This is a genomic window from Pseudotabrizicola sp. L79 (genome assembly GCF_036553525.1).
Taxonomy (GTDB): Bacteria; Pseudomonadota; Alphaproteobacteria; order Rhodobacterales; family Rhodobacteraceae; genus Pseudotabrizicola.
On sequence record NZ_JAZHDA010000046.1, the window covers coordinates 349,467 to 367,568 of the forward strand.

General features: G+C 62.0%; 20 protein-coding genes and 1 tRNA gene. 10 read left to right on the forward strand and 11 right to left on the reverse strand.

All coding sequences use genetic code 11. The features are described from left to right. Positions 1–66: 66 nt before the first annotated feature. A complete protein-coding gene (locus tag V3C85_RS10055; protein ID WP_331794949.1) occupies positions 67–858 on the forward strand; it encodes a heme-dependent oxidative N-demethylase family protein in 792 nt (263 codons plus the stop codon). On the opposite strand, the gene V3C85_RS10060 is transcribed toward V3C85_RS10055, so the two are convergent. The 3 genes from V3C85_RS10060 to V3C85_RS10070 form a co-directional block, all read right to left on the reverse strand. Further along, on the reverse strand, positions 843–1,184 hold the full coding sequence (locus tag V3C85_RS10060) for a hypothetical protein (protein ID WP_331794950.1): 342 nt from the start codon (positions 1,182–1,184) through the stop codon (positions 843–845). The two genes, V3C85_RS10055 and V3C85_RS10060, sit on opposite strands and share 16 nt — an antisense overlap. 54 nt (positions 1,185–1,238) lie before the next feature. After that, positions 1,239–2,648, reverse strand: coding sequence for a type I glutamate--ammonia ligase (glnA, locus tag V3C85_RS10065; RefSeq protein ID WP_331794951.1), 1,410 nt, complete (start codon positions 2,646–2,648; stop codon positions 1,239–1,241). Between the two features lie 87 nt (positions 2,649–2,735). Beyond that, positions 2,736–3,074, reverse strand: a complete 339-nt coding sequence (locus V3C85_RS10070) for a P-II family nitrogen regulator (protein WP_331794952.1) — start codon at positions 3,072–3,074, stop codon at positions 2,736–2,738. Positions 3,075–3,248: 174 nt separating this feature from the next. Here V3C85_RS10070 and V3C85_RS10075 point away from each other — a divergent pair, with 174 nt between their 5' ends. Beyond that, a complete protein-coding gene (locus tag V3C85_RS10075; RefSeq protein ID WP_331794953.1) occupies positions 3,249–5,030 on the forward strand; it encodes an NAD(P)H-hydrate dehydratase in 1,782 nt (593 codons plus the stop codon). Between the two features lie 54 nt (positions 5,031–5,084). Here the strand turns inward: V3C85_RS10075 and V3C85_RS10080 are convergent, their stop codons facing one another. Further along, positions 5,085–5,570, reverse strand: a complete 486-nt coding sequence (locus V3C85_RS10080; protein WP_331794954.1) for a Hint domain-containing protein — start codon at positions 5,568–5,570, stop codon at positions 5,085–5,087. Between the two features lie 306 nt (positions 5,571–5,876). On the opposite strand from V3C85_RS10080, the gene V3C85_RS10085 reads away from it, so the two are divergent. Together V3C85_RS10085 and tig are read left to right on the forward strand one after the other, a co-directional pair. Continuing rightward, positions 5,877–5,961 (forward strand) — tRNA-Leu (locus V3C85_RS10085). 24 nt (positions 5,962–5,985) lie between these two features. Beyond that, a complete protein-coding gene (gene tig, locus V3C85_RS10090; RefSeq protein ID WP_331794955.1) occupies positions 5,986–7,320 on the forward strand; it encodes a trigger factor in 1,335 nt (444 codons plus the stop codon). Positions 7,321–7,397: 77 nt separating this feature from the next. On the opposite strand, the gene V3C85_RS10095 is transcribed toward tig, so the two are convergent. The 5 genes from V3C85_RS10095 to rpsF all read right to left on the reverse strand — a co-directional run bounded on the left by V3C85_RS10095 (position 7,398) and on the right by rpsF (position 10,416). Beyond that, positions 7,398–8,384, reverse strand: a complete 987-nt coding sequence (locus tag V3C85_RS10095; protein WP_331794956.1) for a DMT family transporter — start codon at positions 8,382–8,384, stop codon at positions 7,398–7,400. Positions 8,385–8,502: 118 nt separating this feature from the next. Beyond that, on the reverse strand, positions 8,503–8,889 hold the full coding sequence (locus V3C85_RS10100) for a hypothetical protein (RefSeq protein ID WP_331794957.1): 387 nt from the start codon (positions 8,887–8,889) through the stop codon (positions 8,503–8,505). A 262-nt stretch (positions 8,890–9,151) separates the two neighbouring features. Then, positions 9,152–9,721 carry a 50S ribosomal protein L9 gene (gene rplI, locus V3C85_RS10105; protein ID WP_331794958.1) on the reverse strand — a complete coding sequence of 190 codons (570 nt, stop codon included), beginning with the start codon at positions 9,719–9,721 and terminating at the stop codon, positions 9,152–9,154. Positions 9,722–9,733: 12 nt separating this feature from the next. Beyond that, positions 9,734–9,961, reverse strand: a complete 228-nt coding sequence (gene rpsR / locus V3C85_RS10110; protein WP_103256213.1) for a 30S ribosomal protein S18 — start codon at positions 9,959–9,961, stop codon at positions 9,734–9,736. A 29-nt stretch (positions 9,962–9,990) separates the two neighbouring features. After that, positions 9,991–10,416 (reverse strand): 30S ribosomal protein S6, encoded by a 426-nt coding sequence (gene rpsF, locus V3C85_RS10115; RefSeq protein ID WP_331794959.1) that lies wholly within the window; start codon positions 10,414–10,416, stop codon positions 9,991–9,993. Between the two features lie 283 nt (positions 10,417–10,699). Between rpsF and V3C85_RS10120 the strand changes: the two genes are divergently transcribed. Further along, entirely contained in the window at positions 10,700–11,275 is a 576-nt protein-coding gene (locus V3C85_RS10120; protein WP_331794960.1) for a YceI family protein, read from the forward strand. Between the two features lie 88 nt (positions 11,276–11,363). Here the strand turns inward: V3C85_RS10120 and V3C85_RS10125 are convergent, their stop codons facing one another. Further along, on the reverse strand, positions 11,364–12,563 hold the full coding sequence (locus V3C85_RS10125) for a cytochrome b/b6 domain-containing protein (RefSeq protein ID WP_331794961.1): 1,200 nt from the start codon (positions 12,561–12,563) through the stop codon (positions 11,364–11,366). Positions 12,564–12,742: 179 nt separating this feature from the next. Between V3C85_RS10125 and fabD the strand changes: the two genes are divergently transcribed. The 4 genes from fabD (at position 12,743) to V3C85_RS10145 (ending at position 16,616) form a co-directional block, all read left to right on the forward strand. Further along, positions 12,743–13,672, forward strand: coding sequence for an ACP S-malonyltransferase (fabD, locus tag V3C85_RS10130; protein WP_331794962.1), 930 nt, complete (start codon positions 12,743–12,745; stop codon positions 13,670–13,672). A gap of 115 nt (positions 13,673–13,787) precedes the next feature. Then, the gene (fabG, locus tag V3C85_RS10135) at positions 13,788–14,525 is read left to right on the forward strand and encodes a 3-oxoacyl-[acyl-carrier-protein] reductase (protein ID WP_331794963.1); all 738 of its coding nucleotides are present in this window, start codon (positions 13,788–13,790) and stop codon (positions 14,523–14,525) included. A 192-nt stretch (positions 14,526–14,717) separates the two neighbouring features. Beyond that, entirely contained in the window at positions 14,718–14,951 is a 234-nt protein-coding gene (locus tag V3C85_RS10140; protein WP_013067402.1) for an acyl carrier protein, read from the forward strand. Positions 14,952–15,128: 177 nt separating this feature from the next. Beyond that, positions 15,129–16,616, forward strand: a complete 1,488-nt coding sequence (locus V3C85_RS10145; RefSeq protein WP_331794964.1) for a hypothetical protein — start codon at positions 15,129–15,131, stop codon at positions 16,614–16,616. Positions 16,617–16,696: 80 nt separating this feature from the next. Here V3C85_RS10145 and ssb read toward each other — a convergent pair whose 3' ends face one another. After that, positions 16,697–17,224, reverse strand: a complete 528-nt coding sequence (ssb, locus tag V3C85_RS10150; RefSeq protein WP_331794965.1) for a single-stranded DNA-binding protein — start codon at positions 17,222–17,224, stop codon at positions 16,697–16,699. 216 nt (positions 17,225–17,440) lie between these two features. Here ssb and V3C85_RS10155 point away from each other — a divergent pair, with 216 nt between their 5' ends. Beyond that, positions 17,441–18,055, forward strand: a complete 615-nt coding sequence (locus V3C85_RS10155) for a lytic transglycosylase domain-containing protein (protein WP_331794966.1) — start codon at positions 17,441–17,443, stop codon at positions 18,053–18,055. Positions 18,056–18,102: the final 47 nt, after the last annotated feature.

Sequence of the window (18,102 nt, forward strand, 5' to 3'; positions counted from 1 at the left end):
CTGATGGCGACATGCTTTTGTCGTTGTGCAGCTTTGCATCTGGAAAAGCCTGCGTTAGGCAGGGCTATGGACGTTATCTTGCAAAAAAGCCTGCCGTTTGCGCCCTGGGCCGACCCGCGGACGCGGCGTCTGCCGGGGATCTTGCCGCTGGATATGGCCGATTGGCTGCGGGTGGATGACGCCTATGCCGCGCAGATGGCGCTGCGGGCGCGGCTGCTGGCCGAGCGAGAGGCCGAGGTTGTGGCCGAACTGCCCGATGCTTCGGCGGCGGTCGAGGAGCTATATGCCTTTGTGCTGGCGCATCTGCCGCCGGGCTTTGCGCGGGCGGGCGATGTGGTCACGCGGCCCGACGGGGTGGCAGTGCGGCTGGACCCGGCGCGCAAGCTGTGGACGCTGGGCCATCTGGTGCAAGAGGATTTGTGCCTGATGCAAGAGGATGGCGCGGGCGAACATCTGCTGTCGGCGGCGCTGCTGTGCTTTCCTGCGGGGTGGCGGCTGGCCGAAAAGCTGGGGCGGGCGATGATGCGGATTCATGCGCCAGTGCCGAAATATACCGAAGATCTAGGGCGCAGGGTGCAGCGGTTGCTGGATGCCGTGCGGGTTGAGACGCCGCTGTGGCGGGCCAATGCGCATCTGTCGCGCGCGCCGCTGTTCAACCCGCTGTCCGAGGCGGCGGCAAAAGACACGGTTGATCAAGGCGAGATGCCCTATGTGCGGTCAGAGCGGCAATGTCTGATCCGGCTGCCGCAAAGCCGGGCGGTGCTGTTTTCGATACACACCTATGTGGTGCGGCGGTGTGATCTGACGGCGGCGCAGGACGCGGCGTTAGAGGCCTTTCCGATTCACCGGGCCGAATGACGGGACAAGAGGACCGGCTGTTCGGCAAAGTCAGCCGCGCCGATCAGTCCGAACAGGCCCTGCAGCGTTTGCGGCTGTTTGGCCAGATCAACCAGCGATTCGGCGGCACTGTCCTGCGCGGCCGTGGCCGGGCGCGCGCGACGGGCCCGAAGGCGGGCGGTGGCAGCAGAAAAAGAGATCACATTTGACATAGAATTACCTTTGGCCGGAACCGATGGGATGATCTTACCGCTGAATGTGCCGATTTCTGGGCGAATCTGGGCGAACTGGTGACAGTTACGGGTTTGGCAGGCAATTGTTTCGATTTTCCTAATAAATTGCGACAATCCCGCAACGGCTGAAAAAGGGCGCCCGAAGGCGCCCTTTCGTTACTCTGCCGATCAGCAGGAGTAATACATCGCATATTCGATCGGGTGGGGCGTATGCTCGTAGGCATAGACCTCTTCCCACTTGAGGGCGATATAGCCTTCAAGCTGGTCTTTGGTGAACACGTCACCGGCCAAGAGGAAGTCGTGATCCTTTTCCAGCTCTTCCAGAGCTTCGCGGAGCGAGCCGCAAACGGTGGGGATCGCGGCCAGTTCTTCGGGCGGCAGATCATAGAGATCCTTGTCCGAAGCCGGGCCCGGGTCGATCTTGTTCTTGATGCCGTCAAGGCCAGCCATCAGCAGGGCTGCGAAGGCCAGATAGGGGTTGGCGGCCGGATCGGGGAAGCGGGCCTCGACGCGCTTGGCTTTGGGCGATTCCGTCCACGGAATACGCACGCAACCCGAGCGGTTGCGGGCCGAGAATGCGCGCAGAACCGGGGCTTCGAAGCCGGGGATCAGGCGCTTGTAGCTGTTGGTGGACGGGTTGGTCAGCGCGTTCAGGGCCTTGGCATGCTTGAGGATGCCACCGATGAAATACAGCGCCTCTTGGCTCAGATCGGCATATTTGTCGCCTGCAAACAGCGGCTTGCCGTCTTTCCAGATCGACATGTTGACGTGCATGCCCGAGCCGTTGTCACCCTTCATGGGTTTGGGCATGAAGGTCACGGTCTTGCCGTAGGCGTGGGCCACGTTGTGGATCACATATTTGTATTTCTGGATGTTGTCGGCCTGTTCGACCAGACCACCAAAAATCATGCCCAGTTCGTGCTGGCAGGTCGCCACTTCGTGGTGATGCTTGTCGACCTTGATGCCCATGCGCTTCATGGTGCTCAGCATCTCGCCGCGGATGTCCTGCGCCTCATCGACCGGGTTCACCGGGAAGTAGCCGCCCTTGTGGGCTGCGCGGTGGGCCAGGTTGCCACCTTCCATCGGGGTGTCGGTGTTCCAGGCGGCGGCTTCGGCGTCGATCTGATAAGACACTTTGGCCGGAGTGACCGAATAGCGCACATCGTCGAACAGGAAGAATTCGGCTTCGGGGCCGAAATAGGCGGTGTCGCCGATGCCCGAGGCCTTCAGATAGGCTTCGGCCTTGGCGGCGGTGCCGCGCGGGTCACGGCTGTAGGCTTCGCCGGTGTCGGGTTCGACCACGTTGCAATGCACGCACAGCGTTTTTTCGGCGTAGAACGGGTCGAGATAGACCGAGGAGGCGTCGGGGATCAGTTTCATGTCGGACTGGTCAATCGACTTCCAGCCGGCGATCGACGAGCCGTCGAACATGAAGCCTTCTTCGAAGAAGTCTTCATCAACCAGATCTGCGACCAGGGTCACATGCTGGAGTTTGCCTTTGGGATCGGTGAAGCGAATATCAACATATTCGACTTCCTCGTCCTTCATCAGTTTCAGAGCCTTCGCAATCGCGCTCATCATGCTGCCTTTCGTTGGGGGTTTTTCGTTTGGCCCTGCACGGGGCAGGACCGGTGTTCAGGAAAAGGGGGACCGCCGCGTCTGTGATCAGACGGCGTCGTCACCGGTTTCGCCGGTGCGGATGCGGATGGCCTGTTCAACGGGGCTGACGAAAATCTTGCCGTCGCCGATCTTGTCGGTGCGCGCCGCTGCGATGATCGCCTCGATCGCAGCCTCGACCATGTCATCGGCAAGGATGACTTCGATTTTCACCTTGGGCAGGAAATCGACGACATATTCGGCGCCGCGATACAGCTCGGTATGGCCTTTCTGGCGCCCGAACCCCTTGACTTCGGTGACGGAAAGCCCTTGAACGCCTGCTTCTTGCAGGGCTTCTTTGACTTCATCCAGCTTGAACGGCTTGATGATCGCCTCGATCTTTTTCATGGGCCGACTCCCCCCGGTTTTTCAACTCTGTGCCTGTCTGACCACTTCACGCCGATGGGGGCAATTCGCTAGGGTTTTTCCAGCGGATTCCGGGGCGCGATTCCAGAGTGTGCGATTAAAAAATGTGCAAATAGCCGATGGAATGGGCGGTTTGTAAAGAATAGAGGCGCGAAAATGACCGAAGTTCTGATCTCTGCCCAAATGCGCGCCATTGAAGCGGCGGCGATGGCCAGCGGGGCTGTGACCGGTCTGGGGTTGATGGAGCGCGCGGGGGAGGGGGTGGTTCAGGCGATCTTTGCCCAATGGCCCGCCTTTGCCCCACCCCCCGGGGCGCTGCCCCGGACCCCGGAGTATTTGGGCCAAGATGAAGGGCGGCGCGCGGTTGTGCTGTGCGGGCCGGGCAATAATGGCGGCGACGGATTTGTCGTGGCGCGATTGTTGCGCGAAAGGGGGTGGCGTGTGCGGGTTCTGGCGGCCGCGGCCCCGGAGCGGATGCCGCCCAATGCCGCCGAGAATGCCCGCCGGTGGGGCCGGATGGGGGCGGTGGAGCCTTTGACGGCACAGGCGCTGCGTCGGGGGGGCGCCAGCGATCTTTATGTGGATGCCGTTTTCGGCACGGGGCTGTCGCGGCCGCCCGAGGGCGAGATTGCGGATGTTTTGGCGCATATCGGGGGCAGGAACGGCGATCGTGGCTATTATAGCCCTCGATTGGTGGCGATCGATGCGCCCTCGGGGCTGTGTCTGGACAGTGGGCGCAGTTTGATGGCGGCGGGGTATGTGCCGAAGGCACAACTGACGGTGACGTTTGACTGCCTGAAAGCGGGGCATCTGCTGGGGCAGGGGCCAGAGCTTTGTGGCCGGATGGCGGTGGTGGACATCGGGATTGCGCCGTGGCGCAGGTTTGATCGCCCGCGGTTTGTGGAGGGGCGTTGGGTGGGGGCTGTGCGGCCTGTCCGGCTGGGTCTGGTCGGCCCTATTTTGGAAAGTGATGCTTTCACGACCATGCAGCCGGGGGCAATTCGAGCCAAGATGATTGGCAAGGCGGGCTGGGTCGAGGATCATCGCGCCCATAAATTTACCCACGGCCACGCCCTTGTCCTTTCTGGCCCGTCCGGTCGCGGCGGGGCGGCGCGGCTTGCGGCACGGGGCGCGCTCAGGATCGGGGCCGGGTTGGTGACGGTGGGGTGCCCGCCCTCTGCGTTCGCCGAGAACGCCGCTCGCTTAGATGCGGTGATGCTACGGCAGGTGGCGGATGGCGCGGTCTTGGGTCAGGTGCTTGAGGACCGGCGGATCAACGCGCTGTGCCTTGGGCCGGGGATGGGGATCGGACTATGGGCGCAGAGGCTGCTTTTCAAAGCCCTCATGACACGGCGTTCGGGCGTTGTGCCCGATCATCTCGCTCATTTGCCAGAAAGTTTCCTTGCAACCTTTCAAAAGCGGGCCGAAACGCGGCTCTGCGTTGTTTTGGACGCTGACGCCCTCACGATCCTTGCGCAGAACTCCGCACTCTTCGAAACCCTTCATGAGGACTGCGTCCTCACTCCGCATGCAGGGGAGTTTTCACGCCTCTTCCCCGAAATCGCAGCGAAACTGGTGGCCCCCGCAACCAAAGGCCCCTCTTATTCCAAGGTCGACGCCACGCGCGAAGCCGCCGCCCGCGCCGGCTGCGTTGTGCTGTTCAAGGGGCCTGACACGGTGATCGCCGACCCCACCGGGCGCTGCGCCATCAACTCTGCCCATTATGACCGCGCGGCGCCTTGGCTGGCCACGGCCGGATCAGGCGATGTGCTGGCTGGCTTTATCACAGGACTGCGGGCGCGTGGGTTCAGCCCGTTTGACGCGGCCTGCATCGGGGCCTGGCTGCATGTGGAATGCGCGCTCAGCTTTGGCCCGGGCCTGATTGCCGAGGATTTGCCCGAAGCCGTGCCGAAGGTGTTGCGAGCGTTGGGGCTGTAGCGCACAGCAAAAGGCCGCCCGGTGGGCGGCCAGATGGCTTAGGCATTGGGCGGATCAGACCAGCGCATTCACCGGTTCGCAGATCAGCTCTAGCCCGTTGGCATAGATGATCTCGGTTTCGTCGAAATGCAGCGAGATCATCCAGACTTCGTCCACCGCGAGTTTGCGCACATATTCGCCATCGACCAGACGCGCGGCGGGGATCAGGGTCTGGCTGGTGCTGGCCAGCGCCTTGGCGCGCCAATCGCGGATCAGGATGGGTTGTTCGGGAGAGACAGAGATGTCTTGCTCGGGCCGATCTTTTGCAAGCACGCCTTCCGAGATGCGGACGACCTCGGCCGATTTTACCACCGAGATCTGCACCGAGCGGACGGTTCTGGCACCGCTGCGGGTGATCACACGGTCACCGGGGGCAATATATTCGACGAGAACGGCGCCCATCAGGGTCAGCACGTTGGACCCTGCGGCGATGGCACAGCGAGGCATCACATGGGATGCGCGGATTCCGCCAGCTTTTGTGCCAAAAGTCATCTCGACCATGGTGGTCTCCTCCACTGTGACGAACTGCCTCAAGTCTTTTTTATTACACGCCAGACTAAGGCAGAAACGGGGCGTGGGCGAGGCAATGTTGCGCCGACAGGGCTTAACAAACTCTGTCTGTTGCGACGCCGCCATAAAATCTGCCCGCAAGGCCCCGGGCGGCGAGCGGGGCCAAGGGGCGTTGCTTCGTCGCGGGGGGGCTTATTTTCCTCTCGCATATAGTTTGGGGCTTTGTTAGAAGGGCGCGGAATTTCAGGGCGCTTCGGCATCGGCCCTTGTGGCTGATGGGGGCGCTTTGATGAATTTGCGGGTGTGGCGGAATTGGCAGACGCACTGGATTTAGGTTCCAGCGCCGCAAGGCGTGGGGGTTCAAGTCCCTCCACCCGCACCAGGTTTGGATAAGAAGGACGACAATATGCAGGTCACCGAGACCCTGAACGAAGGCCTCAAGCGCGCCTACACCATCACGGTGACGGCAGCAGAACTGGACGCGAAGGTTCAGGAAAAACTGATCGAGGCACAGCCCGAGGTCGAACTGAAGGGCTTTCGCAAGGGCAAGGTGCCGCTGGCGATCCTGAAAAAGCAATTCGGTCAGCGTATCTTGGGCGATGCGATGCAGGATGCGATCGATGGCGCCATGAAGGACCATTTCGACAAGTCGGGTGATCGCCCGGCGCTGCAGCCTGAAGTCAAGATGGTGGGTGGCGAAACCTGGGCCGAAGGTCAGGATGTGGTCGTCGAGATGTCGTATGACTGCCTGCCGCCGATCCCGGAGCTGGATGCCAGCCAGATCACGCTGGATCGTCTGGTCGTCAAGGCCGATGACGCATCGGTTGAAGAGGCGCTGAAGAATCTGGCCGCGACGGCGCAGAATTTCGAAGACCGCAAGAAGGGCACCAAGGCCAAGGATGGCGATCAGGTTGTGATCGACTTCAAAGGCTCGGTCGATGGTGACTATTTCGAAGGTGGCACCGCCGAAGATTATCCGCTGGTTCTGGGGTCGGGTTCGTTCATTCCCGGCTTTGAAGAGCAACTGGTCGGCGTCAAGGCCGGTGAAGAAAAGAACGTCGAGGTCAGCTTTCCGGCGGAATATGGCGCCAAGCATCTGGCTGGTAAGGCCGCCGTGTTTGAATGCACCGTGAAAGCCGTCAAAGAGCCGAAGGCCGCCGAGATTGACGACGAGATGGCCAAGAAATACGGCGCCGAAGATCTGGCGGCCCTGAAGGCCCAGATCGCCGAGCGTCTGGAGGCCGAATACAAAGGCGCCAGCCGTGCCGTGATGAAGCGCGCCCTGCTGGATCAGCTGGACGGCATGGTCAAATTCGATCTGCCCGCCGCCTTGGTCGAAGCCGAGGCGAACCAGATTGCCCACCAGCTGTGGCATGAAGAGCACCCCGAAGAGCAGGGCCACAACCACGGCAACATCGAAGCCACCGATGAGCACAAGACCCTGGCCGAGCGCCGCGTGCGCCTTGGTCTGTTGCTGGCTGAAATCGGTCGCAAGGCCGAAGTGCAGGTCACCGATGCCGAGATGACCCAAGCCGTGCTGAACGCCGCGCGTCAGTATCCGGGCCAAGAGCGTCAGTTCTTTGAATTCGTTCAAAAGAACCCGCAGATGCAGCAGCAACTGCGCGCGCCCTTGTTCGAAGACAAGGTCGTTGATCACATCGTGGCCGGTGCCAAGGTGACCGAGAAGGAAATCTCGAAAGACGATCTGCAAAAGGCCGTCGAGGCGCTGGACGACATGTAATCCAAGGCCCTTTGGGCAAAGGATCGGGGGCCGCATCTTGCAAAAGGTGCGGCCCTTTTGCTTGCCATGCCCTTGGCCTAGATCGGGTCGGAATCGGCGGAAACGCGGTCAAAGGCGGGGGGCAGGTCGTTCACCTTTTCGCGCCACAGCACCATCAGGCCCGCCGCCATGATGATGCCGATGCCGATCCATGCGACAAGATCAGGCCATTCATCAAAGAACATCCAGCCCCAGACCACCCCCCACAGCATATAGCTGTATTCGAATGGGGCCACGGCGTTGCTGTCGGCGATGCGATAGGCCTGGGTCAGCAGCGTCAGGCCAAGGGCGGCGATGACGCCGCAGCCGCACATCAGCGCCGCATCGACAAGGCTGGGCCAGGCCCATCCGCGCAACAAGAAGGCAAGGGTGGGATGGCTGTCATTGGCATGGCTGCCGTCACCAAAGGCGACGGTCATGGCCAGCGCCATGATCAGAAAGACGAAGTTGCCCCAAAAGGCCATGGCCGCGGCGCTTTCTGTGGTGCCCAGCTTGCGCGCCGCGATCATGCTGGCGCCATAGGTCAGCCCCGACAGCAGCACCAGCATAGCGGCCCAGTCGAACAGATTGGCGCCCGGTCGCAAAATCACGATCACCCCGGCGAACCCCAAAGCCACAGCCGACCAGCGCCGCCAGCCCACCGTCTCTTTCAGCCAAAAGACCGACAGCACCGTGATGAACAGCGGGGCCGAGAAATACAGCGCCACCGTGGTGGCGATGGGCAAGGCGGGCAGGGCAAGGTAATAGGCGGCATAGGCCACAAACATCACAAATCCGCGCAGGATCATCCGCCCGGTGCCGGGGGTGAACAAACTGCCCAAACCGCCACTGCGCCAAGCCAGCAGCGCCAACAGCGGCATGGCCGTCAGCCCCCGCATCACCATGGCCTGACTCAGCGGGTAGCCATCGGACAAAAGTTTCAGGATCAGATCCTGAATCGAGAACAGGCCGACCCCCGCGCACAGCCACAAAATGCCAAGGGCGTTTTCATTGCGCGGGGTGATCAGGCTGGGTGTGGCTGTCATGGCGACCGGTCTTTTGCTTGGCCCCCAGTCAGCCACCAGTGCCGTGCCTTGTCCGCCCGGAACGCGACATCTGCATGTCGCGTTTCAGGGCGTTCTGTTGGGCGGGGGGCGAAAGCCGCTAGTTGCGGTCTTCGACCGAAACGAACTTGGCGCCTTTGCTGCCGATCATCGCCGGGGTGCGCGATGGCTGGCCCGTGCCGCCAAACGCTGCACCAAAGCCTTGCAGCTGTCGGTCGATATGGTCGGCTACCGCGGCCTGATCCAGCATGCCGTTGCGCACCTCGATCGGCGTGCCGTCGATGTTGATATCCTGATTCAGGATGTCCAGCGTCGCTGGCCCGCCGGGCGTGCCCGCGATAAAAGCCATGGCTTTGGCCATCAGCCCGTCCTGGGTGGTCTGGCCCATCAGGGCAGGCGAGGCCTGTGCGCGGGTCAGCATGTCGGTGCGCCAGGCAAAGACAAGGGCGGAAACGGTGATCGAAAGGGTCATCAGGATCAAACGCATGGCTTGGCCTTTCAGGGAACAGGACTGAATGGGTTAAACTTGGGGCGAGATGGTCAGAGCACAGGGGCCAGGCGACAGCGGGGCCAAGGCGCGCGCGCCGACGAGATGAAAGGGATTGGACAAAAAAAGCGGGCGCATCGGCAGGGTTCCGGTTGATTGGGCCATAAGGGTGCGCAGGAATTTGGGGCCAGAATGGGGCGTGCCAAAGAAAAAACCGCGCCAGAGGACTGGCGCGGTTTCAGATCGACCCGAAAGGGGGCGATTATTCGTCGCCGGCAGCGCCGCCCAAATCGTCGAACAGCTCGGCGATTTCGAAATCGGCAGCAGCTTCTGCTTCGGCGGCCAGATCCTGAATCGACTTGCCCGAAGCCTGAAGTTCGGCCTCTTCGTTCGAGCGGGCCACGTTCAGCGTCACGCGGGCTGCGACTTCGGGGTGCAGAACCACCGAAACGTCATGCAGGCCCAGGTCTTTGATCGGCTTGTCGAGCACAACCTGATTGCGGCCAACGGTGAAGCCCGCGGCCGTAGCGGCATCGGCGGCGTCACGGGTGGTGACCGAACCATACAGAGCACCCGAATCCGAAGCGGAGCGGATGATGATGAAGCTTTGGCCATCAAGCTTGGCAGCCACGGCTTCGGCTTCCTTGCGGGTTTCCAGGTTCTGCGCTTCAAGCTGGGCCTTGCGGGCTTCGAAACCTTTGATGTTGGTTTCGTTGGCGCGCAGCGCCTTGCCTTGGGGCAGCAGGAAGTTGCGGGCATAGCCGTCACGCACATTGACGACTTCGCCCATCTGGCCAAGCTTGGCCACGCGTTCCAGAAGGATCACTTGCATTGATGTGGCTCCTTACTTGACGGCATAGGGCAGCAGGGCGAGGAAGCGGGCGCGCTTGATGGCCTGAGCCAGTTCGCGCTGCTTCTTGGCCGAAACTGCGGTGATACGGGAAGGAACGATCTTGCCACGCTCAGAGATATAGCGTTGCAGCAGACGCGTGTCCTTGTAGTCGATTGCCGGTGCGTTGTCGCCCGAGAAGGGGCAAACCTTGCGGCGGCGGAAAAACGGTTTGTTCGCCATTTTTAGGATTCCTTTCCTTCAGGCCAAAATCAACGACGCGGGCCGCGATCGGGGCGCGGGCCACGATCACCAAAGCTGCCACGGTCGCCACGATCCCCACGGTCGCCGCGATCATCGCGGTCGCCACGGTCATCACGCTTTTGCATCTGAACCGACGGGCCTTCGCCATGCGCATCGACCTTGATGGTCAGAACGCGCATCACATCGTCATGCAGACGCATCAGGCGTTCCATTTCCTGAACGGCGGCCGAAGGCGCATCCGTTTTCAGAAAGGCATAGTGGCCCTTGCGGTTCTTGTTGATCTTGTAGGCCATCGTCTTGACGCCCCAGTATTCCGACTCGACGACTTTGCCGCCGTTGTCAGCCAGAACTGCGCTGAAGTGTTCGACAAGGCCTTCGGCCTGCGCGTTGGAAAGATCCTGACGCGAAATAAAGACATGCTCGTACAGCGGCATGTGCGTTCCTTTTCGTCTCGGGCGGCTTCAAAGACTGGGCAATCTCTTTCCACGGCCCAGAGTCACGAGAGGCATCGCCAATTCAAGTGAGTTGCGGAAAGATGGGGCCTTATACAGGCTTTGACCAAGGGTTCAAGCGCTATTGCCGGCAGGGCGGTGGGTGGCTGTGCAGGGGCGAACAGAATTTGTTCGGTTCTGGTCAATTGCGCACAGGGCCGGCAGGGCCCACCTTTAGGCCGGTGCAGCATGGCCATTGGGGCCGTGCCGAAAAGAAAGAGACAAAATGACCCGTTTTGCCGCCCTTGCCATCGCCACTGCCATCGTGGCCGCGCCCGCCTTTGCCGAAGCCGAAAAGTATACGCTGGATTCCAGCCACAGCCAGATCCTCTTTTCCTACAACCACCTTGGCTATTCGACGACCTGGGGCATGTTCTCGGGCTTTGCGGGCGAGATCATGTTTGATCAGGCCGATCCGGCGGCGTCTTCGGTCACCGTGTCCTTTCCGGTCAAGACCATGCTGACCGGCTGGGAAGAGCGGTTTACCCATTTCATGTCGGCTGATTTCTTTGGCGCCGCGGATGATGAGATGGTGACCTTTACGTCAACCGCCATTGAAGTGACGGGCGACACCACCGCCAAGATCACCGGCGATCTGACGCTGAATGAAGTGACCAAATCGGTGGTGCTGGATGCGGTTCTGAATCAGGTGGGCGATCACCCGATGATGAACAAGCCCTGGGCCGGGTTCTCGGCCACCACCACGCTGCTGCGCTCGGATTACAACCTTGGCCAATTCGCGCCCTTCGTGTCGGACGAGGTTCAAGTGCAGATCTCGGTCGAGGCGATGAAGGCCGAGTGACCTGAGGGCGCAAAGCCACAGCAAGACGCCAAAGAAAAAGGGCCGCCAGAGCACTCTGGCGGCCCGCTTCTTTTGCCACCCGCGCGCGTTACTGGGTGCGGGTGGCGGTCAGGGATACGGCAAGGGCGACCCCAAAGCCCACGCTGCTTTCGTCGCCATAGCTTTGGCCCATGCCAAAACTGCGGCGATCCAGTTGCGCGCGGCCGTCCATCGTGGCCCGGTCGCCCTGCACGGTCAGGCTGAAGGGCAGGTCCAGCGGCACGGTCACCCCCCGCAGCGTCAGATCGCCCCGCGCCACATAGCCCGCCCCATCGGCCAGAATCCGGGCGGCAAAGGTGGCTTGCGGGAAAGCTGCGCTGTTCAGAAACTCGGGGCCCGTGGCCTGATCGCTGACCGACCCAAGGCTGAGCGAGCCCGTGTCAACCGTGGCGGTGACAGTGCCGTGCTGGCCTGCGGTGGCGGTTTCGTCAAACTGGATCTCTGCGGCCCATGTGGCAAAGCTGCCCGTCACCGTCTGGCCCATCTGCGTTACGGTGATGGCAAGGGTGCCTTCTTCCACCTGCCAGTTCCCGGCGCCGGTGGCGGCAGGGGCGCTGGTCGCGGTTGCGGCCTCGCCACCCTTGGGTTGCGGCAGGGCCATGATCGCCCCGGCCAGGGCAAAGAGCAGCACTGCGGCAAGGCCCGGCACCAGCGTATGGCGCGGCGCAATCACTTGGGCCGGGGCCAGATCGCCGCGCGTCATCCGGCGCAAGGTGGCGTCGCGGTCCAGCAGATGGTGTTTCAGCGCGCCCGCGACATGCAAGATGATGGCAGCGGCCAGCAGTTTGGTGAAGATCCAGTGCATGCCTGCGGCAAGGCTGGCGACGGACTCGGATTTCGGGACAAAGGGCAGATCCTGACCAAAGGGCCACAGGATCGGGGCAAAACCCGTCACCGCGGCATGATGCACCCAGCCCGACAGCGGCACCACCAGCATGGCGATATACAGCATCCAATGCACCAGCCGGGCGGCGAACAGTTCCAGCTTGCGATCGGGGTGCAGCGGCACGGGATGCTCGCCCGTCAGCGCCCAAAGGATGCGCAACAGGGCAATCAGAAAGGCGGCCAGACCAAGGGTCTTGTGCACCGAAAACACTTGCGCCTTCCAGGCCAGCGTCTCGGCCGTGTCATAGGGCAGGTTGTTGGCATAAAGGCCCAGCGGGATGGCCGACAGGATCAGCAGGGCCGTCATCCAGTGAAACAAACGGGCCACCCAGCCATAGTGCTGGGCTGTGTTGTGCAGGGGCATCGAACTCTCCGGTCAGATCAGGCAGATGCGAACCTTAGCAGCGATGCGCGCCTGATCCATGCCCTGTCAGCGCACAGGGCCTGTGCAGCATGGCGCGCAGCGCATGGCAAGCGCCCTGAATGATTGCACTGGGCGGCCCTGCGCGCTATGCCCAAGCCAACACGAAAAGGGAGAAGGGCATGAGCCGCGCATTCGTATTTCCCGGGCAGGGCGCCCAGACCATTGGCATGGGCAAGGCCCTGGCCGAAGCCTATCCAGCCGCAAAAGCCGTCTTTGACGAGGTGGATGACGCCTTGGGCGAGCCGCTGTCAGCGCTGATCTGGGACGGCGATATTGCCGAACTGACGCTGACCCAGAATGCGCAACCGGCGCTGATGGCCACCTCGATCGCCGCGCTGCGCGCGCTGGAGGCCGAGGGCTTTGGCATGGATCAGTGCAGCTTTGTGGCGGGCCATTCTTTGGGCGAATATTCGGCACTGTGCGCGGCGGGGGCGCTGACGCTGCCAGACACGGCGCGTCTGCTGCGGATCCGGGGCCGGGCCATGCAAGAGGCGGTGCCCGTGGGGCTGGGCGCGATGGCTGCGATCCTTGGCCTTGATTTCGAGGCCGTGGCGGCCCTTGCGGCCGAGGCGGCCGGCGACGAAGTCTGTCAGGCCGCCAATGACAACGATCCTGCACAGGTGGTGATCTCGGGCCACAAGGCGGCGGTCGAGCGCGCCATGGGGCTGGCCAAGGAACGGGGCGCCAAGCGGGCGCTGCCTCTGCCGGTTTCGGCCCCGTTTCACTGCGCGCTGATGCAACCCGCTGCCGCCGTGATGTCAGAGGCCCTGGCGGCTGTGGTGATTTCCAAACCGGTCTGCCCGGTGGTGGTGAATGTGCGTGCCGAAGCCATCGAGGAGCCGGGCCGCTTTCGCGACCTGCTGATCGCCCAGGTTACCGGGGCCGTGCGCTGGCGCGAAAGCGTGCAATGGATGGAGCGCGCCGGCGTGACCGAATACTGGGAAATTGGGGCCGGCAAGGCGCTGTCGGGGATGATCAAGCGCATCGCCAGCGGGGCCGAAACCAAAGCCATTGGCGCGCCGGCAGATATCGCTGCACTGAAGGGCTGAGCGGGGCGGGGGGCTGTCTGCCCCCCAAAGGCATTTTGCTTGGGCAAAATGCCTTCCCCCCGAGGATATTTTTGAACAGATGAAGGCAGCCGGGTCTGCCAAAATGGAGTGGGACATGTTTGATCTGATGGGCAAGACGGCGCTGGTGACGGGGGCTTCGGGGGGCATCGGGGCCGATATCGCGCGGGCATTGCATGCGGCGGGGGCGACGGTGGGCCTGTCGGGCACGCGGGTCGAGCCGTTGGAGGCGTTGGCCGCAGAATTGGGCGGGCGGGCCCATGTGCTGCCGTGCAACCTGTCGAACCCCGATGAGGTGGAAGGTCTGGTCAAGCGCGCGGTCGAGGCGATGGGGTCGGTGGATGTGCTGGTCAACAATGCCGGGATCACCCGCGACGGGTTGGTGATGCGGATGTCGGATGCCGATTGGCAAAGCGTGATCGACGTCAACCTGACCGCCACCTTCCGGCTGTGCCGGGCCGCCATTCGCGGCATGATGAAGGCGCGCTGGGGGCGGATCGTGAATATCTCCTCGGTTGTCGGCACCACCGGGAATGGCGGGCAGGTGAACTATGCCGCCTCTAAGGCCGGGATGGTGGGCATGTCGAAATCGCTGGCCGCCGAAGTGGCCAGCCGGGGCATCACCGTCAACTGTGTGGCGCCCGGTTTCATCACCACCGCGATGACCGAAAAACTGAATGACGACCAGAAAGCCAAGATCCTGACGCAGGTGCCCGCGGGCCGGATGGGCGAGGCGGCCGAGATTGCCGCAGCGGTGCTGTATCTGGCCAGCCCCGAGGCAGGCTATGTCACCGGGGCCACGCTGCATGTGAATGGCGGCATGGCGATGATCTGATTTGGGGGGGGCTGACATTGGCACCGCCGTTAAGGAAAGCGTTTGCCATGTTGCACGGCGCTTGCTATAGGCGCGCTGGAAATCACCGGATATAACCGGTGTCGTCGCGACTTTCGCGGCGGGAATCGCCCCGAAGGCGGGGCAACGATAATAAGGCCGGGAACTCTCCCGCAACGTGAAAGAGGAAGTGACATGAGCGACATCGCTGACCGCGTGAAGAAGATCGTCGTCGAACATCTGGGCGTCGAAGAAGACAAGGTGACCGAGACCGCCTCGTTCATCGACGATCTGGGCGCCGACTCGCTCGACACCGTCGAACTCGTGATGGCTTTCGAAGAAGAGTTCGGCATCGAGATCCCGGATGATGCTGCCGAAACCATCCAGACCTTTGGCGATGCGGTGAAGTTCATCACCGAAGCGGCCTGATTTCTTTTCCCTTTGGGGATCTGGCTAGGGCGTCCCTCGGGGCGCCCTTTTGCATTGTGGCGGGCATGTGCGCAGCCGGGCTTTCGTGGTCAGGGTTGCAGGCCGTGCCGCACCGTTCGCGCCTAAGGTGCGTTTGCGCCCCCCGGCCCATAAAAGCGGTGATTTGCCCCCGAAACCATGGCAGAACCGATTGGTGGCCGCCGCATCGTCGGCCAAGTGGGCCTAATCCATGAGGGTGATGTGAAACGCGTTTTGGTGGCTGCGATTTCGGTTCTTTCTTTCGGTCAGCCTGTGCAGGCGACGGATCGTGTGTTGGGGCAGGCCAACAGCTTTCAAAGCTATAATGGCGTTGCCGAACGCTGCGTGCGCACCGCGCCGATGCCCTTGGCGCAATATGACAAGGGGGATCTCAAGGACGAAGCCGCGCTGTGCGGGATCGACCTTTACGATCTGAACGTGGCGCTTTGCCCCAAGATCTGGTCCACCAGCGTTGCCATCGTGTTCTACGATATTTCCGAAGGCCATTTCCAAGGCGATCGGGCCGGATTTCAGACAAAGATCTGCGCGGCCGGGCAAGTGGCGAAATATGTCGCCAAGGGCCAGATTGCGCGGCTGAAATTCTCGATCAATCAGGCCAATACCAGTGCGACCTACACGCCGTCGTCTTTGCTCTACTACCATTTTTCGCGGTATTTCGGCTTTTCCTCGGCGGTGCCGGTCGCGGTTTGGCGCAGCGTCGACAAATCGGTCTTGCTGAACGAGGTGGCCTTGGGGGGGCGCGATCTGACGGCCGGGCGGGCGGACCTGGCGGCAAATCACGCCGCATGGTCAACGCTGGTCGAGGCGATCCGGCAGCCGGAAAGTTATGCCAGACCGGGCAGCTATGGCAGCGCGATGGATTTTCTGACCGAAGACGGCACGGCGGCCTATGGCACGATCTATGATGGAGGCGGCACGCCTTACGGGCCTGAAATGAATGGCCGCAGTGTCGATAACACGGCCGAGGTGAATTACGCGGCGTTTCTGCAAAGCCCGGTGGTGGGGGCCCTGAACACCGATCTGCCGTTGGCCGATGCCATCCGCCAGACGCTGGAGCAGGGAGAGGCGCGCTTTACGCCCGAGGGCCGCCCGACCCAGCCGATAACGCCGGTGCAACTGGCGTTCTGGATGCGCGATATGGCCGAAATTCTGATGATCGACACCATCATGGGCCAGCAGGATCGGCCCGGAAACATTGACTACCGCGAATACTATCATTGGGTTGAAGACGGTAAAGTAAAGCGGGAGAGGGTGCGGGACCAAAGGCCCGGCGAGGGCGACATTCCGCATAATGCGCAAATTCTGCTGCGCACCCGATTGAATGACAATGATGCCAGCGGGCGTTGGGAATATGACAATCATCTGATGAAGATGCAGGCGGTGGAGCAGCTTCGCCATTTTGACGCGGGCCTGTATGACAAGCTGCAAGCGCTGGATCAGGATTTCCAAAGCCAAGGCCCCATCTTTCAATGGCTGCGCGACAGTTTGGGGCTGGAATTGCATCAGGCCGAGATGATCGTGGCAAATACCGCCCATGTGGCATCGGTGCTGAGAGAGGCTTATGCCGCAGGCCGGTTGAGGCTGGATCTGGATGCAGAGGCGTTTCTGATCGACGCGACACCGTAACGGCGCGACAGCGCCATGATCCCCTCACCACCGCGGTGGAAAGGGGCGTGTCATGGGCCGCCCGACAGGGGCGGCATCCGTCAGAACGGGATTTCATCATCCAGGTCAGACCGCCCGCCGCCACCCGACGGGGCGCGATCGCCACCGCGGCCACCGGATGCGCCGCCGCCGCCCGAGGGGCCCGAACCGTAATCGTCATAGCCGCCACGGTCATCATACCCGCCGCCACCGCCACCCGAGCTGCCGCCGCCATCACCCCGGCCCCCCAGCAAGGTCATGTTGCCCGAGTAGGGGCGCAACACCACTTCGGTTGAGTAGCGATCCTGACCGGATTGGTCTTGCCATTTGCGGGTTTCAAGCTGGCCTTCGATGTAAACCGTGCTGCCCTTGCGCAGATATTGTTCCGCAATCTTGGCCAGCGGTTCGTTGAAAATGGCAACCGAATGCCATTCGGTGCGCTCTTTCTTTTCGCCCGTATTCCGGTCGCGCCAGGTTTCAGATGTGGCGATGCGCAGGTTCACCACCTTGCCCCCGTTCTGAAAGCTGCGCACTTCGGGGTCGCGGCCCAGATTGCCAATGAGGATGACCTTGTTGACCGATCCCGCCATGTTCTACTCCCTGCTTTGGTCTTCCGGCAGCATTGCCGGGCTTGGTTAACAAAGGCTATACCGCCGCCGGCGCGCCCCTGCAACTGACCCGATGCCAGATTGGCCACTGGCGGAAACCTGCCGACGCGGGGCATGGAACTGCACGGGTGCAGAGGAGTCTGGTGCAGACGGGTGTTTTGAGTATAGTGGCGTCGTTTGGTTAAGCGGGACGATTGCATGAAACTTTTGCCAGTTTTGATCCTGTCGGCAGCCTGTTTTGGCGCAACATTGCCCCTGTCCGGCCCGGTTCAGGCCGAAGGTGTGGTTCTGTCGGGATCGTCCAAGAACCGTCTTTTGTTGTTCAAATCGCAGACAAAGCTGCTGGATGGGCGGCTGTCAAAACAGTATGAATCCTCGGTTCGGCTGACGCCCAAGGGCAAATCTGCCACGGGCACCGAGACGGCGGCCGTGCCGCGCTATACGGGCAAGTATAAGGGCGAGTATCTGGCCCATGCCAAGGCTGTGGCGCAAAAGCATGGCATCCCCGAAGATCTGTTCCTGCGGCTTGTTCAGCAGGAATCGGGCTGGAACCCAAGCGCGGTCAGCCACAAGGGGGCCACGGGTCTGGCGCAGTTGATGCCTGCCACGGCGCGCAAATTGGGGGTGGATATCAATGACCCCAAGCAGAATCTCGAAGGCGGGGCGCGGTATCTGAAAATGATGTATGCCAAATTCGGCAGTTGGCGGCTGGCACTGGCGGCCTATAACGCGGGGCCGGGGGCGGTGGAAAAGCACAATGGCATCCCGCCCTATGCGGAAACCAAGAATTACGTCAAAGCGATTCTGGGCTAAGCCCGAAATCTGCCGCGCAAATGCAAAACGCCCGCCTGACCACAGGC